At 70.0% G+C, this 23,724-nt stretch carries 20 protein-coding genes; 4 read left to right on the top strand and 16 right to left on the bottom strand.

Annotated elements, in window-relative coordinates; translation table 11 throughout:
- Nucleotides 1-83 precede the first annotated feature (83 nt).
- On the bottom strand, nucleotides 84-1,004 hold the full coding sequence (locus tag ACFVH2_RS07945; protein WP_378420066.1) for an SMP-30/gluconolactonase/LRE family protein: 921 nt from the start codon (nucleotides 1,002-1,004) through the stop codon (nucleotides 84-86).
- A gap of 102 nt (nucleotides 1,005-1,106) precedes the next feature.
- Between ACFVH2_RS07945 and dapD the strand changes: the two genes are divergently transcribed.
- Together dapD and ACFVH2_RS07935 are read left to right on the top strand one after the other, a co-directional pair.
- Nucleotides 1,107-2,060, top strand: a complete 954-nt coding sequence (dapD, locus tag ACFVH2_RS07940) for a 2,3,4,5-tetrahydropyridine-2,6-dicarboxylate N-succinyltransferase (protein ID WP_378420067.1) — start codon at nucleotides 1,107-1,109, stop codon at nucleotides 2,058-2,060.
- Nucleotides 2,061-2,063: 3 nt separating this feature from the next.
- Entirely contained in the window at nucleotides 2,064-3,473 is a 1,410-nt protein-coding gene (locus tag ACFVH2_RS07935; protein ID WP_378420068.1) for an amino acid permease, read from the top strand.
- Between the two features lie 32 nt (nucleotides 3,474-3,505).
- Here the strand turns inward: ACFVH2_RS07935 and ACFVH2_RS07930 are convergent, their stop codons facing one another.
- A complete protein-coding gene (locus ACFVH2_RS07930) occupies nucleotides 3,506-4,969 on the bottom strand; it encodes a cellulase family glycosylhydrolase (protein WP_378420069.1) in 1,464 nt (487 codons plus the stop codon).
- A 79-nt stretch (nucleotides 4,970-5,048) separates the two neighbouring features.
- A complete protein-coding gene (locus ACFVH2_RS07925; RefSeq protein ID WP_378420070.1) occupies nucleotides 5,049-7,193 on the bottom strand; it encodes a phosphocholine-specific phospholipase C in 2,145 nt (714 codons plus the stop codon).
- Between the two features lie 171 nt (nucleotides 7,194-7,364).
- On the opposite strand from ACFVH2_RS07925, the gene ACFVH2_RS07920 reads away from it, so the two are divergent.
- Nucleotides 7,365-8,174 (top strand): enoyl-CoA hydratase, encoded by an 810-nt coding sequence (locus tag ACFVH2_RS07920; protein WP_378420071.1) that lies wholly within the window; start codon nucleotides 7,365-7,367, stop codon nucleotides 8,172-8,174.
- Nucleotides 8,175-8,186: 12 nt separating this feature from the next.
- Here the strand turns inward: ACFVH2_RS07920 and ACFVH2_RS07915 are convergent, their stop codons facing one another.
- The 4 genes from ACFVH2_RS07915 to ACFVH2_RS07900 form a co-directional block, all read right to left on the bottom strand.
- Complete coding sequence (locus tag ACFVH2_RS07915; RefSeq protein ID WP_378420072.1) at nucleotides 8,187-8,531, bottom strand: hypothetical protein; 345 nt, start codon at nucleotides 8,529-8,531, stop codon at nucleotides 8,187-8,189.
- 114 nt (nucleotides 8,532-8,645) lie between these two features.
- Nucleotides 8,646-10,403, bottom strand: coding sequence for a cytochrome c biogenesis protein CcdA (locus tag ACFVH2_RS07910; protein WP_378420073.1), 1,758 nt, complete (start codon nucleotides 10,401-10,403; stop codon nucleotides 8,646-8,648).
- Between the two features lie 108 nt (nucleotides 10,404-10,511).
- The gene (locus ACFVH2_RS07905) at nucleotides 10,512-10,883 is read right to left on the bottom strand and encodes a DUF2568 domain-containing protein (protein WP_378420074.1); all 372 of its coding nucleotides are present in this window, start codon (nucleotides 10,881-10,883) and stop codon (nucleotides 10,512-10,514) included.
- The gene (locus tag ACFVH2_RS07900) at nucleotides 10,880-11,908 is read right to left on the bottom strand and encodes an NADP-dependent oxidoreductase (protein ID WP_378420075.1); all 1,029 of its coding nucleotides are present in this window, start codon (nucleotides 11,906-11,908) and stop codon (nucleotides 10,880-10,882) included. The genes ACFVH2_RS07905 and ACFVH2_RS07900 overlap by 4 nt, the downstream gene beginning before the upstream one ends.
- Nucleotides 11,909-12,070: 162 nt before the next feature.
- On the opposite strand from ACFVH2_RS07900, the gene ACFVH2_RS07895 reads away from it, so the two are divergent.
- Nucleotides 12,071-12,976, top strand: coding sequence for a polysaccharide deacetylase family protein (locus tag ACFVH2_RS07895; RefSeq protein WP_378420076.1), 906 nt, complete (start codon nucleotides 12,071-12,073; stop codon nucleotides 12,974-12,976).
- 25 nt (nucleotides 12,977-13,001) lie between these two features.
- On the opposite strand, the gene ACFVH2_RS07890 is transcribed toward ACFVH2_RS07895, so the two are convergent.
- The 9 genes from ACFVH2_RS07890 to ACFVH2_RS07850 form a co-directional block, all read right to left on the bottom strand.
- Nucleotides 13,002-14,399, bottom strand: coding sequence for an acyl-CoA synthetase (locus ACFVH2_RS07890; RefSeq protein ID WP_378420077.1), 1,398 nt, complete (start codon nucleotides 14,397-14,399; stop codon nucleotides 13,002-13,004).
- An 88-nt stretch (nucleotides 14,400-14,487) separates the two neighbouring features.
- Nucleotides 14,488-14,715 carry a hypothetical protein gene (locus tag ACFVH2_RS07885; protein ID WP_378420078.1) on the bottom strand — a complete coding sequence of 76 codons (228 nt, stop codon included), beginning with the start codon at nucleotides 14,713-14,715 and terminating at the stop codon, nucleotides 14,488-14,490.
- Nucleotides 14,715-15,869: a Rieske 2Fe-2S domain-containing protein gene (locus ACFVH2_RS07880; protein WP_378420079.1), complete on the bottom strand. Its 1,155-nt coding sequence runs from the start codon at nucleotides 15,867-15,869 to the stop codon at nucleotides 14,715-14,717. Before ACFVH2_RS07880 ends, ACFVH2_RS07885 begins: the two co-directional genes overlap by 1 nt.
- Before the next feature lie 125 nt (nucleotides 15,870-15,994).
- Nucleotides 15,995-16,969 (bottom strand): proline dehydrogenase family protein, encoded by a 975-nt coding sequence (locus tag ACFVH2_RS07875; protein WP_378420080.1) that lies wholly within the window; start codon nucleotides 16,967-16,969, stop codon nucleotides 15,995-15,997.
- A 2-nt stretch (nucleotides 16,970-16,971) separates the two neighbouring features.
- Nucleotides 16,972-18,615, bottom strand: a complete 1,644-nt coding sequence (gene pruA / locus ACFVH2_RS07870) for an L-glutamate gamma-semialdehyde dehydrogenase (protein WP_378420081.1) — start codon at nucleotides 18,613-18,615, stop codon at nucleotides 16,972-16,974.
- Between the two features lie 108 nt (nucleotides 18,616-18,723).
- Nucleotides 18,724-19,824 (bottom strand): succinyldiaminopimelate transaminase, encoded by a 1,101-nt coding sequence (gene dapC / locus ACFVH2_RS07865; RefSeq protein WP_378420082.1) that lies wholly within the window; start codon nucleotides 19,822-19,824, stop codon nucleotides 18,724-18,726.
- A gap of 1 nt (nucleotide 19,825) precedes the next feature.
- Complete coding sequence (gene fdxA, locus ACFVH2_RS07860) at nucleotides 19,826-20,149, bottom strand: ferredoxin (RefSeq protein ID WP_142095390.1); 324 nt, start codon at nucleotides 20,147-20,149, stop codon at nucleotides 19,826-19,828.
- Nucleotides 20,150-20,265: 116 nt separating this feature from the next.
- Nucleotides 20,266-21,102 (bottom strand): hypothetical protein, encoded by an 837-nt coding sequence (locus ACFVH2_RS07855; RefSeq protein WP_378420083.1) that lies wholly within the window; start codon nucleotides 21,100-21,102, stop codon nucleotides 20,266-20,268.
- Nucleotides 21,099-23,633 carry a bifunctional FO biosynthesis protein CofGH gene (locus tag ACFVH2_RS07850; protein ID WP_378420512.1) on the bottom strand — a complete coding sequence of 845 codons (2,535 nt, stop codon included), beginning with the start codon at nucleotides 23,631-23,633 and terminating at the stop codon, nucleotides 21,099-21,101. The genes ACFVH2_RS07855 and ACFVH2_RS07850 overlap by 4 nt, the downstream gene beginning before the upstream one ends.
- Nucleotides 23,634-23,724 lie beyond the last annotated feature (91 nt).

The following is a 23,724-nucleotide window of genomic DNA, read 5'->3' as shown; positions in this document are numbered from 1 at the left end:
ACCACGCCAGCGTAGGCGGCTCCGCCGCCCGTGCGCGGTCAGCGGGTGCACAGACTCGTCAACTGCGCACGGGCGCGCAGCGCCTAAATCTCGTAGATGTCGCCGTCGAACCCCGCCCGGAAGAGCCGGCCCTCGGAGAACCCGCCGCTGCCCCGTCCGTAGGTCAGCACGCTGGAGGCTCGAAGGCCGCCGGCCAGCGCACAGAACTGGTTGGGCCCGTCCACCCGCAGGATCTCGCCGCTCACGTCGGTCGGGACGATCGGTCGGCCCTGTGGGTCCAGCACCAACCCGTCCGGCGCAGCGAGCACGTCCGCGCCGGCGAAGGTCACCAGGGACTCCGGCGCGCCGGGGTTCGCGGTCGGGATCCGGCTCACGCCGGGGTTCGCGAACGTGCGCGAGACGTAGAGGTAGCGGTCGTCGGCACTGAGCGCCGCGCCGTTCGCGCTGGGCAGCACCGCCCAGTCCGGCTGGACGACCCCGTTCGGCAGCACCCGCCCCACCAGGGACGCGAGGTCGTTGGTCGCGTAGACGGTGCCGTCGCGGGCCACGGCAAGCCCGTTCGCCGCGGACAGTCCGGTCGCGAAGGGGCGCACCGCCCCGGTGTCGACGTCGACCTTCACGATGCCCGCCGACCGCGTGAGATCACCGACCAGTACCCGCGCGTCGCCGTAGCCGACCAGCAGTGCGCCGTCCGGCGCCCAGGCGAGTCCGCCGCTCATGGCGCCGGGCACGGTCGCGATCGGCACCGCGGGCGCACCGGGGCGGTCGATCCGAAGGACGCGGGCGCTGCTCAGGTCGGTGAGGTAGAGCCTGCCGAGACCGTCGACGGTGGCACCCTCGATCACCGTGCCCGGTGCGCTGCCCACCAGCACCGGGGCGTGACCTGCGCCCGGGCACATCGGTGCCGCGACCGCGACGGGTGATCCGAGGGCGGCCACAGCTGCTGCCAACACGGCACCGACCGCCGCGATCCGGGTCGAGCGCACGAACTTGATCCCACGCATGGCTCCACGTCCTTCCGGCACGTCTCCCCGACCCCCGTCACAGCCTGGCACGGATGCGCTCGCGTGAAGGTTCAATCGCGCCTGCCGGTAACCTGAGTGCCCGTGAGCATTCAGGGAGCATCCGCAGTCGGCATCGCAAACGTGACCACGGGCGGGGTCGTCCTCGACACCTGGTACCCGGAGCCCGTGCTCGGCGAGTTCGCCGACACCGGCACTGTCGTCCTCGACGGCGCCGACGTCCCGGCCGAGCTGGCCGCGCTGACCGGCGCCGACGAGGCCCGCGGCGTGCGCCAGGTCGCCGTTCGCACCTCGATCGCCGATCTGCAGGCCGCACCGGTCGACGCGCACGACGCCTACCTGCGCCTCCACCTGATCTCGCACCGCCTGGCGGCGCCGCACGGCCTGAACCTCGACGGGGTCTTCGGCCTGCTCGCCAACGTCGTGTGGACCAACTTCGGACCGTGCGCGGTCGAGGGCTTCGAGCTGGTGCGTGCCCAGCTGCGCGCCCGCGGCCCGGTCACCGTCTACGGCGTCGACAAATTCCCGCGGATGGTGGACTACGTGGTCCCGTCCGGCGTCCGGATCGGCGACGCGGACCGGGTCCGGCTCGGCGCGCACCTGGCGTCGGGCACCACCGTCATGCACGAGGGCTTCGTGAACTTCAACGCCGGCACCCTGGGCCACTCGATGGTCGAGGGCCGGATCTCCGGCGGCGTGGTCGTCGACGACGGCTCGGACGTCGGCGGCGGCGCCTCGATCATGGGCACCCTGTCCGGCGGCGGCAAGGAGGTCATCTCGGTGGGCAAGCGCTGCCTGCTGGGCGCGAACTCCGGCCTCGGCGTCTCCCTCGGCGACGACTGCGTCGTCGAGGCGGGCCTGTACGTCACCGCAGGCACCAAGGTCACCGGCCCGGACGGCACCGTCGTCAAGGCCAAGGACCTCAGCGGCCAGTCCAACATCCTGTTCCGCCGGAACTCGGTCACCGGTGGCGTCGAGGTGGTTGCGAAGGCGGGCACGGGCGTCGAGCTCAACGCCGCGCTGCACAAGAACGACTGACCGATGACCGACGCAGTGCCGAGTACCCCCGCGAGCACCGACGAGGGCGACACCTCGCATCTCGGGCACGGGCTCAAGGTCCGCCATCTCACGATGATGGGCCTGGGCTCCGCGATCGGCGCGGGCCTGTTCCTCGGCACCGGCGTCGGCATCGCGAAGGCCGGGCCGGCGGTCCTGATCTCGTACATGATCGCCGGCCTGATCGTCGTGTTCGTCATGCGCATGCTCGGCGAGATGGGCGCGGCGATCCCGGCCAGCGGATCCTTCAGCCACTACGCGCGGATCGGCATCGGCGAGTGGGCCGGGTTCACGATGGGCTGGCTCTACTGGTTCATGCTCATCATGGTCCTCGGCGCCGAGATCACCGGCGCCTCGGCGATCGTGCACGGCTGGCTGCCGGGGCTGCCGCAGTGGGTGATCGCGCTGGTGTTCGTCAGCTTCTTCGCGGTGGTCAACCTGGCCAAGGTCAGCAACTTCGGCGAGTTCGAATTCTGGTTCGCCGCACTGAAAGTCGCGGTCATCGTCGCGTTCCTGGTGATCGGCGTCCTGCTGGTGTTCGGGCTGCTGCCCGACACCGACCCGGTCGGCTTCACCAACCTGTTGGGCCAGGGCGGCTTCATGCCCAACGGCTTCGCGGGGATCGCGGCCGGACTGCTGGTGGTGGCCTTCGCGTTCGGCGGCATCGAGATCGTGACCATCGCGGCGGCCGAATCACACGACCCCGAACGCTCGATCGCGACCGCGGTGCGCAGCGTGGTGTGGCGGATCAGCGTCTTCTACATCGGGTCCATCGCCATCATGGTGCTGGTGCTGCCGTGGAATTCCGAGCACCTGCAGAGCGGGCCGTTCGTCGCGGTGCTCAATCAGGCACACCTCCCGTACGTCGCGGGCCTGATGGAACTGGTCGTCGTGGTGGCGCTGCTGTCCGCGTTCAACGCCAACGTGTACGGCACCTCGCGGATGGCGTTCTCGCTCGCGCGCCGCGGCGACGGTCCCGCGCTGCTGTCCAAGCTGTCCTCGACCGGCGTGCCGACCAACGCGGTGATCCTGTCGGTGTTCTTCGGATTCGTGTCGGTGCTGCTGAACTGGCTGCTGCCCGACTCTCTGCTCTCGATCCTGCTCAACGCGGTCGGCGCCGCCCTGCTGGTGATCTGGATCTTCATCGTGGTCTCCCAGCTGCGGCTGCGTCCGCGACTCGAGGCCGAGGGCGAGCTCACCGTGCGGATGTGGTGCTTCCCCTACCTGAGCTGGCTCACCCTCGCCGCCCTCGGCGCCCTGATCCTGCTGATGCTCACCGACGTGGACGCGCGCAAGCAGCTGATCTCCACGGCGGTGCTGTTCCTGGTGATCACCGGACTGTCTGTGCTCAACGCGCGGCGTCGTCGCCAGGCGACGGCGGCACTGCCCGACTGACCGTCGCTGTCGAGCGACGACCGAGCCGGTGATCACGCCGTCGGCGTCACCGTGACCGTCACGCTGTGTGCGTCGGCCGGGGTCCGAACGGTGAGCAGTCGACTCTGCCGGTTCCAGTCCACGACGTCGGCGCCGTCGACGTCGACACCGCCCGGGAACCCGCTCCGGGGGAGGTAGATCTCGGTGGGTGCCGTGACTGCGGGGGCGGGGGTGAAGGTCAGCTCGAGGCGGTTCGCGGTGGACGACCATCCGGTGGGCGTGCCCGCCACCGCGCGCGGGTACGGCTTGTTCACGGTGTCGACGAGGATCGTCGGCGTTCCGTCGGGCAGGTACGGACCCCAGGGTCCGGGATCGCTGGACCAGTACGAGACTCCTGCCCCGATCTCTCGGGCGGTCGCGTAGACGCGCTCGATGTAGTCACGGGCACCCGGCTTGGTGGTGTCGAGACCGAACTCCCCGAGGATGATCGGTGCGTTGCCGAGCACCTTGGAGGTGTGTACGGCGTTGGCCCGCCAGGCCTCGACGGTCGCGTCGGTGAGCGTGCGGGCAACGCCCTCGTACCCGCCGCCCAGTTCGGTGCTGAGCGGGTAGAGGTGCGGGCAGTAGGCGATGCGCTGCTCGCCGGGGCGGGGATCGTTGATCTTGGTGAGCCCGCTGGGCAGGCCCTGGTTGACGCCGATCGCCTGCGAGGCGACACACACCCAGCTGTCCTTGTCGACCTGTCGAATCGCGTCGGTGGTCCGCTGGTACAGCGCGGCCAGCGGACCGGATTCGAACTTCGGCCCCTGCAGGGTCCCGCCGAACGGCTCGTTCATCAGGTCGTAGGCCACGACCGCGTCGTTGCCGGCGAACCGCTCGGCCACCGCCCGCCACGCGTTCGCGTAGTGCTCGGCGAGCTCGGGGTGCTTGCCGGTGGTGTTCCAGAAGTTGTCGAACGCACGCATGACACCCGGCTGGATGTAGTACAGCTCCCACCGATCCTGGTGTTCCACGGGAAGGCCGTCCGTGAACGTCGCCCACGCGGGCGCGCCGTTGCCGATCGCGCCGGCGCCGTTGCCGGTGTTGCCGTCGGCGGTGATCGCGCCGGAGTACACGTCCTGGTGCATGTCGAGCATCACCTTGTAGCCGCGCTCGGCGTACCAGCTCACCCGGTCCTCGACGCGGTCCAGATACGCCTGGTCGTACTGGCCCGGTGCGGGTTCCACCGAACGCCACGAGATCAGGAAACGCACGAAGTTGGTTCCCATGTCGGCGTGTTCGCGTTCGAGGTCCGCCTCGGTGAACTCCGGCATGCCGTCCGGCGCGCTCTTCGCGCTCGATGCGGTGTTGAACCCCCGCAGGACGAGGGAGCGACCGGACTGGTCCTTCAGGTAGGACGGCGACACCGCACCGCCGTCACCGCTGCCCGTCGGCAGGCTGCCCTGTGCGGCTGCGACGCCGCCACCGAGGATCAGCGAGCCCGTCACGATCAGGGATGCGAGCCGGATACGACGCACGGAACCTCCCACTGGACGCTTGGTCCAGACATCATGTCCCAGCGGCGGCCGCCACGTGAGGGAAACAGCGAGACCGAATTCACGTCGGCTGGCTGATGCTCTCCCTGCCGTTCTCGACGTGACCGACTAGCCTGCGCCGGAAGGCGGCGTCCTCGTCGACGGTCACGGTGGACCCGTACCAGCCGTCCACCGACCGCACCGTCCAGGATTCGCGGCCACCGGGCGCGAGTCGGCGGTGCTGGCCGTCCACCGCGACCGTCACCTCGTGCGGCCCCGAATTCTTCACGGTCAGGTCCAGCGTTCGCGCCGCCGCGTTCACCGTCGTCGACACCGCTAGTCCCGCTGCCGCGCCGTCGACCGAACCCGCGAACTCCCGCCGGAAACCGTTCGGGCCCAACAGGGTCAGTTCGTACAGTGAGCCGGGTAGGGCGACGGTGTCCTCCACCGAACCCCGAACGTCGTAGTGCCGCGGCACGTCGAACTCCCCCGCGTACGGGTACAGGGCCAGGTGCGCCGACGCGGCACCGGCATTGACCAAATGCACCGTCAGGGAACGGGCCCCGGCGTCCACGGTCGCGCACGCGTCGGGCTGGTATGGCAGTGCGCGAGCGGGACGGGTGCCACTCTCCTGCAGCGGCATTCGCTGCAGGGCCGGCGGAGTCGGTGTCCACCTCGGATCCAACGGCGGCGCGGGCCGCGGGCGGGTGAGGTTCGGCCGGCTGCGCGGATTGACGAAGTCGAACGCCGAGGTCAGATCCCCACTCACCGTGCGCCGCCACGGATCGATCTCGGGCTGGGTGATCCCGAACCGCTTCTCCAGGAACTGTGTCACCGAAGTGTGGTCGAACACCTGTGAACACACGAAGCCGCCCACCGTCCAGGGCGACACGATCGTCATCGGCACCCGGGGGCCGAGTCCGAGTGGCTGTCCCGCGACCCACTCCGTGCCGACCGACTGCGGTGGACGCGGCGGCGGCACGTGGTCGAAGTAGCCGTCGTTCTCGTCGAAGTTGACGATCACGGCCGTCTTCGCCCACAGTTCCGGATCGGACGCGACGGCGTCGAGCACCTGGTACAGCAGCGTCGCACTCGCCGCCGGCGACGATCCCGACGGATGCTCCGAATCGACCTCGGACGGAACCAGATAGCTGACCTGCGGCAGCCTGCCCGCCTCGACGTCGCGCCGGAACTCGGCGGCAAGCGTGCCCGGCCGTGACCGGTACAGCGCGCGGTCGTACAGCTGTCGGTCGGCCGGGGACAGCTGGTCGACGGCGATCTCGAGGGCGCGCACCGCCGCGTCCTGGGCGGGCGCCGGCAGTGACGGGAGCGCCAGGTAGAACCCGGCCAGGGTCTGCAGCTCGTACGGCACCAGGCCGGGGTTACCGAGCAGGTGAGCCCCCACCTTCTTGAAGGTGGTGAAGTACTCGAGGTTGTTGTCGCCGAAGTTGTCCCACTCCTGGTACGTCTTCCAGGTGATGCCGGCGGACTGCAGCCGCTCGGGCACGGTGGTCCACCCGTAGCCGGCGTGCCAGGGGTCGTAGGCGGCATTGGTGACCGCGCGACCCTCTGGGCTCGCCGGACTCGCCAGATCGGTCGACCCCAACGATGCGGTCGAACCCAACGGATTCGGGCCGGCGGGTTCGAATCCGGTGTACCCGGACACCCAGTAGTTGCGGTTGGGGCTCGTCGACGTCGGCACCGAGCAGTGGTAGGCGTCGCAGATCGTGAACGCGTCGGCGAGCTCGTAGTGGAACGGGATGTCCTGACGGTCGTAGTGGGCCATCGTGGTGCCGGTCTTGGCCGCGATCCAGCCGTCGTGCCAACCGTCCGCCAGGGCCTGGTGTCCACCGTCCCAGCTGTGATCGAGGCCGGTGACGTTCTGGGTGTCCATCCGCTGGGCGGCGGCGGAGTCCCGAATCGGGAACGGGAGCACCGGACCGTTCGGGCTGGGCTGCTCGAAAACGGTTGCCCCGCCTCGCAATCGCAATGCGTTGGGGTCACCGAATCCTCGTACCCCGCGCAGCATTCCGTAGTAGTGGTCGAAAGACCGGTTCTCCTGCATGAGCAGGACGACGTGCTCGATCGAGTCGAGCCCTCCCGACGGCACCGGCGCGGCCAGCGCACGCTGCAGCGACGGCGGCAGCATCGAGGTCGCGGCGACGGCTGCGGCGGCCCCCGCACCGGCGGTGAGAAACCTTCGTCGGGAGAGAGAATTCCAGGTCACGTGAGCCCCATTGTCGGACGGATCGCTGCCACTGCCACCCGGGACAGTAAACCAAACGTCCAGTAGGCGTCGGCCGATCGCGGGAACCTTCTTCTAGAACCTGTTCCAATTCACGCCCGCTCGACGTAGGGTCGGCTGGTCCGACCGTTGACGCAGAGCAGGAGAACTACCGTGAGCTTCATCCTCGTCGAACGGCCTCGCGAGAACGTCGCGCTGGTGACGCTGAACCGCCCGGAGCGGATGAATGCGATGGCGTTCGACGTGATGGTGCCGCTCAAGGAATCGCTCGAGGCGATCAGCAACGACAACTCGGTGCGCGCGGTGGTGCTCACCGGCGCGGGCCGCGGCTTCTGCTCGGGAGCCGACCAGGCCTCGGCGGGCAGTCCCCCGCACATCGACGGACTGACGCGACCGTCGATCGCGTTGCGCGCCATGGAGATCCTCGACGACGTGGTGCTCGCGATCCGCCGGATGCATCAGCCGGTGATCGCGGCGGTCAACGGCGCCGCGATCGGCGGCGGATTCTGCCTGTCGCTGGCCGCGGACATTCGACTGGCGTCCCCCGACGCGTACTTCCGTGCCGCGGGCATCAACAACGGGCTCACCGCGAGCGAGCTCGGGTTGAGCTACCTCCTGCCGCGCGCGATCGGCTCGTCGCGCGCATTCGAGATCATGTTGTCGGGCCGCGACATCGAGGCCGAGGAGGCCGAGCGAATCGGCCTGGTCTCGCGCCTGGTGCCCGACGAGGACCTGCTCGAGGAGTCCTTCACGCTCGCCGAACGGATCGCCGCGTTCTCCCGGCCCGGCGTCGAGCTCACCAAGCGAACCCTGTGGTCGAGCCTGGACGCCTCCTCGATGGCGCAGCACATGAACCAGGAAGGCCTCGGCCAGTTGATGATCCGGCTGATGACCGACAACTTCGAGGAGGCCACCCTGGCCCGGCGCGAGAAGCGGGACCCGGTGTTCCGGGACATGCGCTAGGGACGATCGACGCTAGCGCAGGCACGCCAAGGCGTCGTCGAGCGAGTCCACGGTGTCGAGTCGGGACCGTTCGCGCTGGTCGTCGCGAAACCGCTGCATTGCCGATCGGCCGTCGACCACCACGCAGTCCACCGCCGCCGAACGCAGCCGGATGCCGATCGCGTTCACCGTTCCCACGACCCGGGAATCGACGCTGCCGATCGCCTCGATGTCCAGGATCACCCCCCGTACCCCCGTTCGAACCGCCTCCGCGACAACCAGCTCGCCGACCGCGACCGCAGCCTGGTCGTCGCGCAACGGCAGCATCCCGACCACGAGACAGCCCGACAACTCCACCATCGGCACATCCGGATTCATTTCGATCTCCCCCATATCGATACTCTCTCGCCTCTTGTCGTCCACAGGTCCCGGTTTGTTTCACGATCACGCGATTGCGCCCACACCGACCGACCGCCGTCGGTCACTCGACGGCTACCCATAGGTGAACGAGAAGGCCTGCAGGCCTCGGGACAAGGTCACCTCGAGGTGACCGGAACCCGAGGCGTCACCGGCAACGATCTGACGCAGGGTCGGCGGCCCCGCGATCGGCACCGTCGTGGCCCGACCGTTCTTGACCACGGTGACCGTCCCGGAACCGCCGACGACGAGGAAGACGTTGCGGGCGTGGTAGTTCAGTTCGATGCTCGAGGTGTCGCCGTCGGCCGTCGCACCCTGGTGGTCGAGCGTCCAGGACCCACGGTAGGCGAAGCTGTCGGCGGGCAGCGACGGCGGGTAGTCGAACGTCGCTGCGCCCTGGTCGTAGGTCCCGCCCCCGCCGTAGTTGACCACCTTGCCGACCCCGAGGTACGTCTCGGGTGTGATCTCGGCCCGGGGGGCGGTGTCCTGGAGGTTCGTCGCCGCGGGCAGATCGGCGCCGGGGCGCGCCTCGCTGAGCAGTTGCCGGATGAGGTTCTCGGTGACGTCGTAGTCGCCCTCTCCGAACTTGACATGCCGCACAGTACCGTTGGCGTCGACGAGGTACTCCGCGGGCCAGTAACTGTTGCGGTAGTTCGTCCACGTCGAGTAGTTGGTGTCCAACGCGATCGGATAGTCGATGTGCAGACCGGCGGCACCTGCCGCGACATTGCCCGGGACACGCTCGAATGCGTACTCGGGGGTGTGCACGCCGATCACCTCGAGGCCCCGGTCCTTGTAGGTGTTGTACCAGTCGACGACGTGCGGGATCGCGCGTTGGCAGTTGATACACGAGTACGCCCAGAAGTCGATCAGGGTGACCCTGCCACGCAACGACTTCAGGTCGACGGCCCCGCCGTCCGGTGTGTTCAGCCATCCCGTGATCCCGGTGATGTCCGGCGCGGTGCCGCAGCTTTCGAGCGTGGCGCCACCGTCGGTGCAGTTCGACAGTTCCCGGTTCTGGTCGTTGACAATGCCGCCGAGGTCGAGTGAGCCCTGCAAGTCGTCGCTGCCTGCCACCCTGCCCTGGAGGCCGCTGGTGTAGTCGGGGATGGCGCGCTGGAGCATCGCAGGCAGATCGAAGACCAGCCCGATCGCCAGCGCGATCATCAGCATTCCGCCTACGACGCGGATCTGACGTTCGTGGTTGCGAAACACCGTGACCCGCTCGGCGACTCGACGTCCGGCCAGGGCGAAGACCAGCAGCGGCAGCGCCGCGCCGATTGCGAACGACAGCGTCAGCGCGATGGTTTCCGGGCCGATGTGCCCGGTGGCCCCCGCAACGACGATTGCCGCGAGAACCGGTCCCGCGCACGGGACGTAGAGCACACCGAGCGCCAGGCCGAGTCCGAACCCGCTCCTGCCGGTGCGTACCCGACGTTGCGGAAGTCGCGCGAAGGGACGCTCGAGGAGTTGCTCGACCTGCGGGAAGATCAGTCCGAGACCGATGAGGGTGAGCACCACGAGTCCGGCCCAGCGCACCGCGTCCTGCGGCAGGCGCAGCAGCGAGAGCAGCGCCGATCCGGCCAGCGTGAACACGCTGAAGCTGACCACCAGCCCTGCGATCACCCGGTACGGGCGCAGCGCGTCGCCGAGGGACGGTTTCGGCGCGGCCATCGCGAGCACGTCCCCACTGTCGGCTGCCCGCTGGGCGGACTCGCCGGTGCGGGCGTTCTGGGCACCGGAGAAGAAGACGACCGGCAGGACCGGAAGGATGCACGGGGAGATGCCGGTGATCAGGCCGCCGAGAAACCCGATGAGCACGATCGTGTACATGATCGGCATTCGGAGCTGAGCTTGCGCCGGATTGGCCGTGCGCGAAAGAGTGACCGATGATGAAGAGAATTCAGCGCAGGGCGCCGTGTCGCTGCGGAGGTGACCCGATCACGGTGCGCGGAGTTCGCGCCGGCACAACTCCCCGAACACCAACGCGGACACCAGGAAGAAGGCCGCGCCCAGCGGCCACGCGAGGAACGCTCCGACGACCGCCCCGGCCACCGCGAACAACGCGATCTGGGCGTACAGCCGCACCGGGTTGCGCAGCCTGCGACGGGAGGTCGGCGCCATCCACACCGACCAGATTCCCGCCGCCACCGCGGGCAGGGCGATCGCCGCGACCACCCGCCACGGCAGCGCATCGGTGGACTCGGCACCCGCGAGGGCGAGCAGGACGAGCATCGCGAGCTCGCACACGAACGCCACGACGTCGAGAACACCGACGCGGGCCTGCGGCTGGTGACTCACCAGCCCGGTCACGCGTCGGCCACCTTCACCAGGAGTTTGCCGAAGTTCTTGCCCCGCAACAGTCCGATGAACGCCTCGGGGGCGTTCGTCAGCCCGTCGACGACGTCCTCGCGGTAGCCGACCTTGCCGTCGCGAATCCAGCCCGACATGTCCAGCATGAAGTCCGCGTACGACTCCTTGACGAACTCGGACTGGATGAAGCCGCGCACGGTCAGGCTCTTGGTGAGGATGCGGCTCATCAACGCCGGGGCCCGGTCCGGGCCGGGCGGCGCCGAGGTGAGGTTGTAGTTCGCGATCAATCCGCACACCGGCACCCGGGCGTAGGTGTTGAGCAGTGGCAGCACCGCGTCCCACACCTTGCCGCCGACGTTCTCGAAGTAGACGTCGATGCCGTCCGGCACCGCGGCGGCCAGCTGGTCGGCGAAATCGGGGGCGCGGTGGTCGATCGCGGCATCGAAGCCGAGCTCGCGCAGGTAGGCACACTTCTCGGCGCCACCGGCGATCCCGACCGCCCGCGCGCCCTTGATCCGGGCGATCTGCCCGACCGCCGAGCCGACCGGCCCGGTCGCCGCGGCGACCACGACCGTCTCGCCAGGCTGCGGCTTGCCGATCCGGAGCAGCCCGGCGTACGCCGTGAATCCGGGCATCCCGAGCACCCCGAGGGCCGTCTCCACCGGCGCGACGCTCGGGTCGATCTTGCGGACGTGGTGCGCGTCCGCGACCGAGTGGCTCTGCCATCCCGAAAAGGACAGCACCACATCGCCGCTGGAGTAGCCGGGATCCCGTGACTCGAGCACCGTGCAGACGGTGCCACCGACCATGACGTCGCCGAGCGCGACCGGGTCGGCGTACGACTCGGCGTCGCTCATCCGGCCACGCATGTACGGATCCAACGACAGGTAGCGGGTCTCGAGCAGCAACTGTCCCTCGCCCGGCGCGGGCAGCGGCGCGGACTCGATTCGGAAATCGGACTGCTGGGGCTCGCCCACGGGGCGCGAAGCGAGCACGATGCGGGTGTTCTCTGCAGGCTGGCTCATATTTGTCGAGGCTAGTCCCGTATCGCGGGAAAAGTCCTCAGGAACGAGCGTTCATCGGACGCAGCCGCCGAACCGTGACCGCGGCGTGAACTCTCGGCGAACCGTGCTCGTGCCGGTCGCTCTCGACGCGACGGCGCGGCCCGCCGGATCTAGGCTCGGTATGTGAATTCGAGGGTGACCCGCCGGTCCGTGCTGCTCGGACTGCTCGGGGGCGGCATCGGCGCCGCGAGCTGGGCGTACGTCGGCCCCTCGCTGGTCAGCCCGGCACCCGCGGACGCCGCGCTCCCGGCCCCCGGACTCCCCGACGTCGGCTCCGCGGCGCCCTGGTTCACCGAGCCCCCGACTCCGCCGCCACCGGACCCCGCGGCGGTGCAGGCGAAGTACGCGACCGCAGTCCCGCACGAGTGGGGCACGGCCGTGACCGGGATCCGAACCCGGCTCGGGTCGGCCGGTCACCGTCTCGCGCTCACCTTCGACGCGTGCGGCGGGCCAGGGGGCGGCGCGGCGGTGGACACCGCGCTCCTCGACCTGCTCGAGCGCGAACGAGTCGCCGCCACCCTGTTCCTCAACAGTCGCTGGATCGACGCCAATCCGGCGGTCGCGGTCCGGCTGGCCGCCAACCCGCTGTTCGAGCTCGGCAATCACGGAACGCGTCATCTTCCGCTGTCGGTGACCGGGCGCAGCGCCTACGGCATCGCGGGCACCCGATCCGCCGCGGAGGTGGTGGACGAGGTGTGGGGGAACCACCAACGGCTGCAACAGATCACCGGCTCCGCACCGAGGTGGTTCCGGCCCGGGACCGCGCACTGCGACGACGTCGCGACCGCGATCGTCCGCGATCTCGGCGAGGAGGTGGTCGGTTTCACGGTGAACGGCGACGCCGGCGCCACCCTGCCCACCGCGAAGGTCCAGGGCGCGGTGACCGCCGCGGCACCAGGGTCCATCGTGATCATGCACATGAACCGACCCAGGGGCGACACCGCCGCGGGTCTGGCCGCCGCCCTGCCCGCATTGCGCCGCGCGGGAACGGAATTCGTCACCCTCACCGGCGCGGGCGGACTGGCCTAGAACGCAGCGACCGGCCCGACAACGCTCAGCCGAGCAGCTTCTTCTGCACCTTGCCCATCGCGTTGCGCGGCAGCGAGTCGACCACTCGAATCTCACGCGGCCGCTTGTGCACCGACAGCTCGCCCGCCACGTGCGCGATCAGGGACTCCGGATCCACCGTGTCGCCGACGACGAATGCCACCACTCGCTGCCCCAGGTCGTCGTCCGCCAGTCCGACCACCGCTACCTCGCGCACCGAGGGGTGTCCGAGCAGCGAGGTCTCCACCTCACCCGCGCCGATCCGGTAGCCACCGGACTTGATCAGGTCGGTCGATTCGCGTCCGACGATCCGGTGGAAACCGTCGGCGTCGATCGCCGCGACGTCGCCGGTGACGAACCAGCCGTCCGCCGTCCACGACGCCGCCGTCGCGTCGGGCCGGTTCAGGTAGCCGTCGAAGAGCATCGGCCCGCGCACCTGCAGACCGCCGATGGACTCGCCGTCGTGGGGGATCGGCGTCCCGTCCTCACCTACGAGTCGCGTCTCGACTCCCCGGACCGGCGTCCCCACCCAGCCGGGACGGCGTTCACCGTCGGCGCGGGTGCTCAGGGTGATCATCGTCTCGCTCATGCCGTAGCGCTCGATCGGCGTCAGCCCGGTCAGCTCCGCGAGCCGCGCGAACACCGGCACCGGCAGCGGCGCGCTGCCCGAGACCAGCAGGCGCGCCCCGCTCAGCGCGCGCGCCGACTCCTCGTCCTCGACGACCCGGGACCAGACCGTCGGGACGCCGAAGTACAGCGACCCGCCGGCCTCCGCGTAGGCACGCGGGGTGGGTTTGACGGTGTGGATCAGCCGGCTGCCCACCCGCAGGGGGCCGAGCAGCCCGAGGATCAGACCGTGCACGTGGAACAGCGGAAGGCCGTGGACCAGAGTGTCTTTCTCGCTCCACTGCCAGGCCTCGGCGAGGGCGTCGAGGCCGGCGGCGATGGCGCCGCGACTGAGCAGCACGCCCTTCGGCGGCCCGGTGGTGCCGGAGGTGTAGAGCACGAATGCGATCGACGACGGGTCGGGCTCGGGGTGACTGTGCCAGTCGCGGGCGTGCACCCGCACCGGGACCACCGGCAGGGTCGAGTCCTCGGGTGCAGAGCCGAGCCACGCCTGGGCGCCGGAATCGGACAGGATGTGGGCGAGCTCCGCCGGCCCCGAGTCGGGGGGCACCGGAACCACCGTCACGCCGGCGAGCAGGCAGCCGACCACGGCGATCACGGTGGATGCACTGGGAGTGGCCAGCACCGCGACCCGCTCGGCACCGCCGATACGCCGAGCCAGGGCCCCGGCACCGCCGAGGACATCACTGCGGGAGAGGACGTCGTCGCCGATCCGAACGGCGTCGGCGACGTCGTCACCGCGGGCGACGGAGAGGGGGTTCAGGGAACGGAGCAGCACGACTGCCAGCGTCTCACAGCGGATGCGACGGGGCCGCCTCCCCCGCCACATCGAACGGTCGTCGGGGCCGGGGAGGCGGTCGCCTCGGTCAGTCCGGGACGGTGATCCGCCCCTCGAGGACGGCCTTGTTGATCGACTCGCGCAGCGCAGAGCACCGGCCGACCCGGGCCCCACGCAGGGTCAGGGCCGGATCCTGCCGGTACTCCTCACAGATGACCTCGGGGTGGTCGGTGTTCCACTGGACGCTCGTGTGCTGCCAGCTGCTCTTCTCGACGAGGACCCGGATCCCACAGCGTTCGCACTCGACCGGCTCCATCAGGCCGACGCCTCCGCCGCCGCCTTGCGCGCAAGGTTCTCCGCGACCTCCTTCTTCCAGGCCTCCACCGGCTTGGTGGTGTCGAGTTCGAACTCGAAGCGGTCCACCATGTCCGGCGTGACGTCCGCGACGTCGACGTAGAACTGCTCGTACCAGCGGCGCAGCTGGTAGACGGGGCCGTCCTCGCTGCACAGCAGCGGGTTGTCGATCCGGGTCTTGTTCTTCCAGATCTCGATGTCCTGCTCGAATCCGACGCCGATGTAGCCGATCATCGCCTCGACGAGCTGATTGGCGATCTCGGCCGGCACCTCCTCGGTCTTCTTGATCGAGATGCCGTACATGAGCACGAACTTGTCCGGGCCCACCGGGTAGTGGCAGTTGATCAGCATGGACTCGACCTCGTACCGGTCGTACACGTACACCAGGTCGTCGGTCATGAAGGAGGGGCCGTAGTACGCGGCAACCGACCGGTTGCCCAGCAGCTTCGGCACGTCCGGGTCGTCCCACTCGACGATGTCCTCGCGGCTCTCGCCGGCCTGCTCCTGGATGGCGATGTGGCCCTCGAAGACGTTCTTGAAGTACGTCGGCATCCCGTAGTGCACGTAGTAGAAGTGCGCCATGTCCACTACGTTGTCGACGATCTCGCGGCAGTTGGTGTCGATCTCGATCGTCTTCCACACCCAGTCCGTCCACTCCGCGTCGGGTGTGCGGATCTCGGGGATGGCGACCTCCGGCGGCGGCGGGTTGCCCTCGGGGTCGTGCCAGACGAACAGCAGCTCGTCCTTCTCCATCGTCAGCCAGGCGCGGGTGCGGGCCAGCGGGGGGACGCGCCGCGCGTACGGGATTGCGGTGCACTTGCCGTTGCCGCCCCAGCGCCAGTCGTGGAACGGGCACGCGATCGAGTCGCCCTTGACGGTCCCCTGGCTCAGGTCGCCACCCATGTGCCGGCAGTAGGCGTCGAGGATCTTGATGTCGCCCTTGCTGTCCGCGAACACCACCAGCTTGGTCCCGAAGGCCTCGATGGAGTGCGGCACGCCGTCACGGAACCCCTCGACGAGGCCCAGACAGTGCCAGCCTCGCGCGAAGCGATCGGGCGGGGTGCCCTGGTCGATGATGCGAACTTCGTCGGTCGCATCGGTCTCGACGTTGGTCATCAAGCGTCCTCTCGTTCAGCGGCCACCCATGGCCGCGGTGATACCGGTCACAACACTTCCAATCTCGTTCCACTAGAACGTGTTCACCAGAGAACCTCCCATCCACCGGGCACTTTGCTCACCCGTCAGCCCCTCGTGGCCAGTGAACGCAGGAAGAAGGTCAGGTTCGCGGGTCGCTCCGCGAGCCGGCGCATGAAGTAGCCGTACCACTGGCGGCCGTACGGCACGTACACCCGCATCTGGACCCCCGCGTCGGCCAACCGCACCTGTTCGACGTCGCGGATCCCGTAGAGCATCTGGTGTTCGTACTCACCGGAGCCGCGCGCGACTCGGCGCGCCGACACCGCGGCCGCGGCGACCATCGCCGGGTCGTGCGAGGCCACCATCGGATAGCCCCGGCCGTCCATCAGGATCTCCAGGCACCGCAGGTACGACGCGTCCACCTCCGTCCTGGACTGGAAGGCCACCGACTCCGGCTCCCGGTAAGCCCCCTTGCACAACCGGATTCGCGATCCGGGCCCCGCCAGGTCGCGGCAGTCCCCCTCGGTGCGCCGCAGGTACGCCTGCAGGACGGCGCCCAGCCACGGGTACTCCGCGCGCAGTTCGGTGACGATCGAGAGGGTCGAGTCGGTGGTGGTGTGGTCCTCCGCGTCCACGGTGATCCACACTCCCGCCTCCTGCGCCGCCGCGCAGAGCTGGTGCGCGTGCTCGAGCGCGACCGCACCGCCACCGGACGGCAACGACTGCCCGAGGGCGGACAGCTTGACGGACACCTCCAGCCGGCGGGTCCCGCCGCCGGGCGGATGTGCCTGCGGTAGATCGCCGAGTTCGGCCAGCAGACCGCGGTACTCGGCGACCGTCGCCCGCGCCTGGGCGAGGTCGGTGGTGTCCTCGCCGAGGTGGTCGATGCTCACCATCCGGCCCGAGTCCAGCAGTGCTCGGGCCACCGCGAGCACCTCCGCCCGGGTCTCACCCGCGACGAACCTGGTGACCAGGGATCGGGTGCCCGGCGCGTGGGTGATCGCCGACTTCACCCGGGGCGAGCGGGCCGCGGCGAGGATCGCGGGGCGAAGCGGGTTCGCCAGCGCCCGGGGCACCACGGTCAGACCTCCGGCCCCATGTGCGGGTACCGGTAGTCCGTCGGCGGGACGAACGTCTCCTTGACGGTGCGGGCGGAGGTCCAGCGCAGCAGGTTGATCGGCGAGCCCGCCTTGTCGTTGGTTCCGGAGGCTCGGGCCCCGCCGAAGGGCTGCTGCCCGACCACCGCTCCGGTCGGCTTGTCGTTGACGTAGAAGTTGCCCGCCGTGAATCTCAGTGCGGCCGAAGCCGTGTCGACGGCGACACGGTCGTCGGCGATCACCGCTCCGGTCAGCGCGTAGGGCGCGGTGGCGTCGACCACCGCGAGCAGCTGCTCGAACGCACCGGGGGCGCGGTCGTCGTAGACGTGCACCGAGAGCACCGGTCCGAAGTACTCGGTGGCGAAGGACTCGTCGGCGGGGTCGTCGGCGAGCAGGACCGTCGGACGCACGAAGTAGCCCTCGCTGTCGTCGTACTTGCCGCCGACCGCGACCTCCACCCCGGCGGCGCCACGGGCGCGCTCGATCGCCGCGACGTTCTTGTCGTAGGCCGCGCGGTCGATGAGCGCGCCGCCGAAGTTCGACAGGTCCGTCACGTCTCCGTAGCTGAGTTCGTCGGTCTCGGCGAGGAAGTCCGCGCCCATCAGCTCCCACACCGACCGCGGCACGTACGCCCGCGAGGCCGCCGAGCACTTCTGCCCCTGGTACTCGAAGGCGCCGCGGATCAGGGCGGTGCGCAGTACGTCCGGGTCTGCGGACGAGTGTGCGACGACGAAGTCCTTGCCGCCGGTCTCCCCGACCAGCCGCGGGTAGCTCTCGTACCGTTCGATGTTGCTGCCCACCTCCCGCCACAGGTGCTGGAAGGTGCGGGTCGAGCCGGTGAAGTGAATGCCCGCCAGCCGCGGATCGCCCAGTGCCACATCGGAAACCGCGGCGCCGGATCCGGTGACCAGGTTGATCACCCCCGGCGGCAGGCCTGCCGCCTCGAGCAGTTTCATCGTCCAGTACGCCGCGAGCGTCTGAGTGGTCGAGGGCTTCCACACCACGGTGTTGCCCATCAGTGCGGGGGCGGTCGGCAGGTTGCCCGCGATCGCCGAGAAATTGAACGGGGTGATCGCGTACACGAATCCCTCGAGCGGCCGGTACTCCATCCGGTTCCACACGCCGGGACTCGATCCAGGCTGTTCGGCGAGGATCTGCCTCGCGAAGTGCACGTTGAACCGCCAGAAGTCGACCAGCTCGCACGGGGCGTCGATCTCCGCCTGCTGCACCGTCTTCGACTGTCCGAGCATCGTTGCCGCGGCGAGGGTCTCGCGCCACGGCCCGGACAGCAGGTCCGCGGCGCGCAGCAGCACGGCGGCACGGTCGTCGAACGAGAGCGCCCGCCAGCCGGGTGCGGCCGCGACCGCGGCCTCGACCGCGGCGTCGGCGTCCTCGTGGGTGGCCTCGGTCAGGGTGCCGAGCACCGCACGCCTGCGGTGCGGCTGCACCACCTCGACCCGCGCGCCCTCACCGAGTCGGTGGACCCCACCGATGACGTGCGGCAGGTCGATGCGGTCGGCGGCGAGTTCGGCGAGCTCGGTGGCGAGGATCGTACGCTCGCGACTACCGGGCGCGTACGAGTGCACCGGTTCGTTGGTGGGTGCGGGAACCTGTGTGACGGCGTCCATGCTGCCTCCTGCCCCGAGGTGGTGCAGTCCACGCTAGCCCAGGAAAAGGCGCTTCGCGCAGTGGTGCGCTTTCGGAGGGCAGACACTCCGTAAGCGCACCACTGCGCGTCAGCGCAGCCGGGCAGCCGCGGCGGCGATCCGCTCGTCGGTCTCGGTCAGCGCCATCCGCACGTGGCGACGGCTGCCGGGGCCGTAGAAGTCGCCGGGGGCCACGAGGATGCCGCGGTCGGCGAACCAGTCGACGGTATCGCGGCACGCCTCCTCGCGGGTGAGCCACAGGTACAGCCCGGCCTCGGAGTTGTCGACGGTGAAGCCGGCACCGCGGACCGCGGCGAGCAGGACCTCGCGGCGAGCGCGGTACCGCTCACGCTGCGCGTCCTCGTGCTCGTCGTCGCGCAGCGCCGCCGTCATCGCGGCCTGCACGGTCGTCGGCATGATCATGCCGGCGTGCTTGCGGACCTCGAGAAGTTCGGCGACGAGCGCCGGGTCGCCGGTGACGAAGCCGGCCCGGTAGCTGGCCAGGTTCGAGGTCTTCGACAGCGAGTGCACGGCCAGCAGGCCGGTGTGGTCGCCGTCGCAGACCCGCGGGTCGAGGATCGAGTAGGCCTCGGCGTCCCAGGTCAGGCCCAGGTAGCACTCGTCGGACACCACGATCGCGCCGCGCTGGCGGGCGAAGTCGACGACCTTGCGCAAGTGGTCGACGCCGAGCACCTTGCCGGTCGGGTTGGACGGCGAGTTGACGAAGATCAGCGCGGGGCTCTCGGGCCCGAGCCGCATCGTGCCGTCGGCGCGCAGCACCCGGCAGCCGGCCAGCAGCGCGCCGACCTCGTAGGTCGGGTAGGCGACCTCCGGGATCACCACCAGGTCGTCGGCGCCGAGCCCGAGCAGGCTCGGCAGCCAGGCGATCATCTCCTTGGTGCCGAGGGCGGGCAGCACCGCGGACGGGTCGATCCCGGTGACCCCGTACCGGCGGGCCAGCGCCGCCGACGCCGCCTCACGCAGTTCCGGGGTGCCGTGCGTGGTCGGGTAGCCGGGCACCTCCGACACCGAGGCGAGAGCCTCGCGGATCAGCGGTGCGACCGGGTCGACGGGCGTGCCGACGGACAGGTTGACGATGCCGTCGGGATGCGACTGCGCCCTGGCCTTCGCCTCGGCAAGCGAGTCCCACGGGAAGTCGGGCAGTCCTCGCGAGACGGGTGTACGGGGCAAGTCAGTCCTCGCCCATGGGCGGCAGCGCCTTGATGAACGGCGGGTCGTAGTCGACCTTGCCGAGCTTGGCCGCGCCACCCGGAGAACCGAGTTCGACGAAGAAGTCGACGTTCGCGCTCACGTACGCGTTCCACTGGTCCGGCACGTCGTCCTCGTAGAAGATCGCCTCGACCGGGCAGACCGGCTCGCAGGCGCCGCAGTCCACACACTCGTCGGGGTGGATGTAGAGCATGCGGCCGCCCTCGTAAATACAGTCGACGGGGCACTCCTCGATGCACGCCTTGTCGAGCACATCCACGCACGGTTCAGCAATCGTGTAGGGCACTGCCGCTGCCTTTCTGAACGGACCTGATTCGTCGAGCGCACAACGTGAACGCTCACGAGTTACCAGTATCCCCCCTCCGGCGCGCACCCGGCCGGGCAGGGTGCCCTCAGAGTGCGTCAGACCGTGGTCGTCCCGAGCGCACCGCCGTACTCGACCGCCGTGCGGACCGTGTGCCCGTCGATCCACCGCCTGCCCTGCACCGCGGCGTCGAACAGTGCGCCGCGCTCACCGAGAAAGTCGGCGATCGCGCCGAGGAACGGCACGTGCCCGAGCGCCTGGTACGGCCGGGACGGCTGCGGCCGCTTGTGCAGCTCGTCCGGGATCGCCCGCAGCGTCTTCGCGGTCCGCCACATCCCGCTGAGCATCGCCAGCGGACGCCACGTCTCCGCCGACCTGCCCGGCAGCTCCGCGTCCCCCTCCTGCGCGAGCAGCGTGCGGGCGTCGGTCGAACGCTTGCACAGCACCGCCGCGAGCATGTCGACCTGGGCCGCGCGGTCGGTCACCCCCAGCTCGCGCGCGACGGCGACGAGCACCATCGTCTGGTTGGCGAACCCGAGCAGATCCTGCAGCGGCAAGCGTTTCGCGAGCGGACCCAACACACCCGGGAACGCGACGACGATGGTGTTGAGCAGTCCCAGCCTGGTCAGCCACCACCGGGCACGGCGCTCGTCACTGGCCCGCACCCACGCGGCGGTGCCCGGCACCTCGGCCACGTCCAGCAACCACGCGACCCCGTCGAGCGCCCTGTCGAGTACGTTCCGCGACGGTCCATCCGTCTCCGCTGCATGCAGCACGAACGTTCGCGCCTTGATGCCCAGCGGGTCGCTGCTCGCCAGCTCGAGCAGCGGATTGACGCCCCACGCGGCTCGGTCCAGGACGGCGACGACGCGCTCGTCTCCGATGGGGTCCCCTGCGTTCCGATCCTTGGCGGCCTTCCGATCCGGTGCGTTCATGAAACCCCCACTCTCTCGGCGTAGCCGGTCGTGCGCTGACGAGCCGGGCGACCGATCCCCTCCGCGATGGCGCGCAGTTCGGCGACGGTCTTCTCCGAGCCGTGCTGCGAACCCGCCATCCGCGAGATCGTCTCCTCCATCAGGGTGCCCCCGAGGTCGTTGGCGCCGCCCTGCAACATCGCCTGGGTGCCCTCGGTGCCGAGCTTGACCCAGCTGGTCTGGATGTTCGGGATCCGCCCGTGCAGCATCACCCGCGCCAGGGCGTGTGCCGCGCGGTTGTCCCGGCGCGTCGGGCCCGGCCGCGACGCACCGGCCAGGTACAGCGGCGAGGACTGGTGCACGAACGGCAGCAACACGAACTCGGTGAATCCGCCGGTGCGGTCCTGGATTCCGCGCAGCACGTTCAGGTGTCCTACCCAATGGTGCGGCTGGTCCACGTGCCCGTACATCATGGTCGAACTGGACCGCAGGCCCACCTCGTGGGCGGTGGTGACCACGTCGATCCACGTGCTGGTGGGCAGCTTGCCCTTGGTCAGCACCCAGCGCACCTCGTCGTCGAGGATCTCCGCCGCGGTGCCGGGAATGCTGTCCAGGCCGGCCTCACGCAGGTCCGTCAGCCAGTCCCGGACGCTCTGCCCGCCCCGGGAGGCGCCGTTGACGATCTCCATCGGGCTGAAGGCGTGCACGTGCATCGACGGCACCCGCGCCTTGACCGCGCGCACCAGGTCCGCGTAGCCGGTGACCGGCAGTTCGGGGTCGATGCCGCCCTGCATGCAGACCTCGGTCGCCCCGGCGACGTGCGCCTCCCACGCCCGGTCCGCGACCTCGTTCGCGGACAGGGTGAACGCGTCCGCGTCGCCCTTGCGCTGCGCGAATGCGCAGAACCGGCAGCCGGTGTAGCAGATGTTGGTGAAGTTGATGTTCCGGTTCACCACGTAGGTGACGTCCTCGCCGACCGCCTCCCGCCGCAGCGCGTCGGCGAGCGCGACGAGGGCCTCGAGGCCTTCGCCGTCCGCGGTGGCCAGCGCCCGGTACTCGTCATCCGAGCAGCCGGCCGGGTCGGCCTCGGCACTGCGCAGCGCCGCCAGCACGTCGGTGTCCACCCGAGCCGGCGCGCTCAGCGAGAGCACCTGTTCGCGGACCGTCTCCCAGTCGCCGAACGCGCTGCCCAGGTCGCTGCGGGTCTCGGTGTTCCGACCCTCGGTGTCGATCTCGGTGTTGAGGTCGACGCGGCCGGTCGACTCCCAGGTCTCGTCCGGCTCCTGCCACGGCAACCCGACCGGGGCCGCGTCCGGCCTGGCCAGTCCGCTGTTCGGGTCGGCGAGCGCCTGCACGTGCCCGGCGATCCGCGGGTCGATCCACGGCGACCCGGCGAGCACGTACTGCGGCTGCGCCGCGGTGCGCTCGACCAGGGTGTAGCCGGCCTCCGCCGTGATCGCGGCGAGGGTGTCCAGATTCGGCCAGGGACGTTCGGGGTTGACGTGGTCGGGGGTCAGCGGGGACACCCCGCCCCAGTCGTCGACGCCCGCCGCGATCAGCGCGAGGCACTCCTCGCCCGAGACCAGGTTCGGCGGCGACTGGATCCGCATCGACGGTCCGAGCACCAGCCGGGCGACGGCGATCGCGGCGCGGAACTCCTCGATCCCCGCATCCGGCGTCTCGCGCATCGCGGTGTCGTCCTTGGCCAGGAAGTTCTGCACGATCACTTCCTGGACGTGCCCGAACGCCTTGTGCGACTGGCGGATCGCCATGATCGACTCGGCCCGCTCGAGCATCGTCTCGCCGATGCCGACCAGAATGCCGGTGGTGAACGGCACCGACAGCCGGCCGGCGTCGGTCAGCGTGCGCAGCCGCACCGCCGGATCCTTGTCGGGGCTGCCGTAGTGGCACTCACCCTTCTCCGTGAACAGCCGCGTCGAGGTGGTCTCGAGCATCATGCCCATCGACGGGGCGACGGGCTTGAGCCGGTTGATCTCCTCCCAGCTCAGCACCCCCGGGTTCAGGTGCGGGAGCAGTCCGGTCTCCTCGAGCACCCGGATCGACATTGCCCGCAGGTAGTCGAGGGTGGAGTCGTACCCGCGGGCGTCGAGCCACTCCTTGGCCTCCGGCCAGCGCGCCTCCGGGCGGTCGCCGAGGGTGAACAGGGCCTCCTTGCAGCCCAGTTCGGCGCCGCGGCGGGCGATGTCGAGGACCTCGTCGGCCTCGAGGTACATCCCCTGCCCCTCCGCGCGCAGCTTGCCGGGGACGGTGACGAACGTGCAGTAGTGGCACTTGTCGCGGCAGAGCCGGGTCAGCGGGATGAAGACCTTGCGCGAATAGCTGACCGTGTTCGGTCGCCCCACCGCCTCGAGTCCCGCGTCACGCACCCGCGCCGCGGACGTGCACAGGTCGTCGAGGTCCGCGCCGCGGGCGTGCAGCAGCACGGTCGCCTCGTCGACGTTCAGCGTGGCACCGTCGCGGGCCCGGCGCAGTGCGCGCCGCATCGCCGACGCCGACGGGGCGGTGACCGCCCGCCGGTCGCCCGACGGCATGGCCGGGTCGGGCAGCGGTGCGGACGTGGTGGCGTGGTCGTCGCTCGTGGTCACGCGTTCGATCATGCGCCATCGACGGAGACTTGTGCCA

It is taken from the genome of Rhodococcus sp. NPDC127527, from assembly GCF_042672245.1.
GTDB lineage: Bacteria > Actinomycetota > Actinomycetes > Mycobacteriales > Mycobacteriaceae > Rhodococcus_G.
Note: the sequence above shows the minus strand (reverse complement) of the source record. Positions and strands in the feature narration are given on the sequence as shown.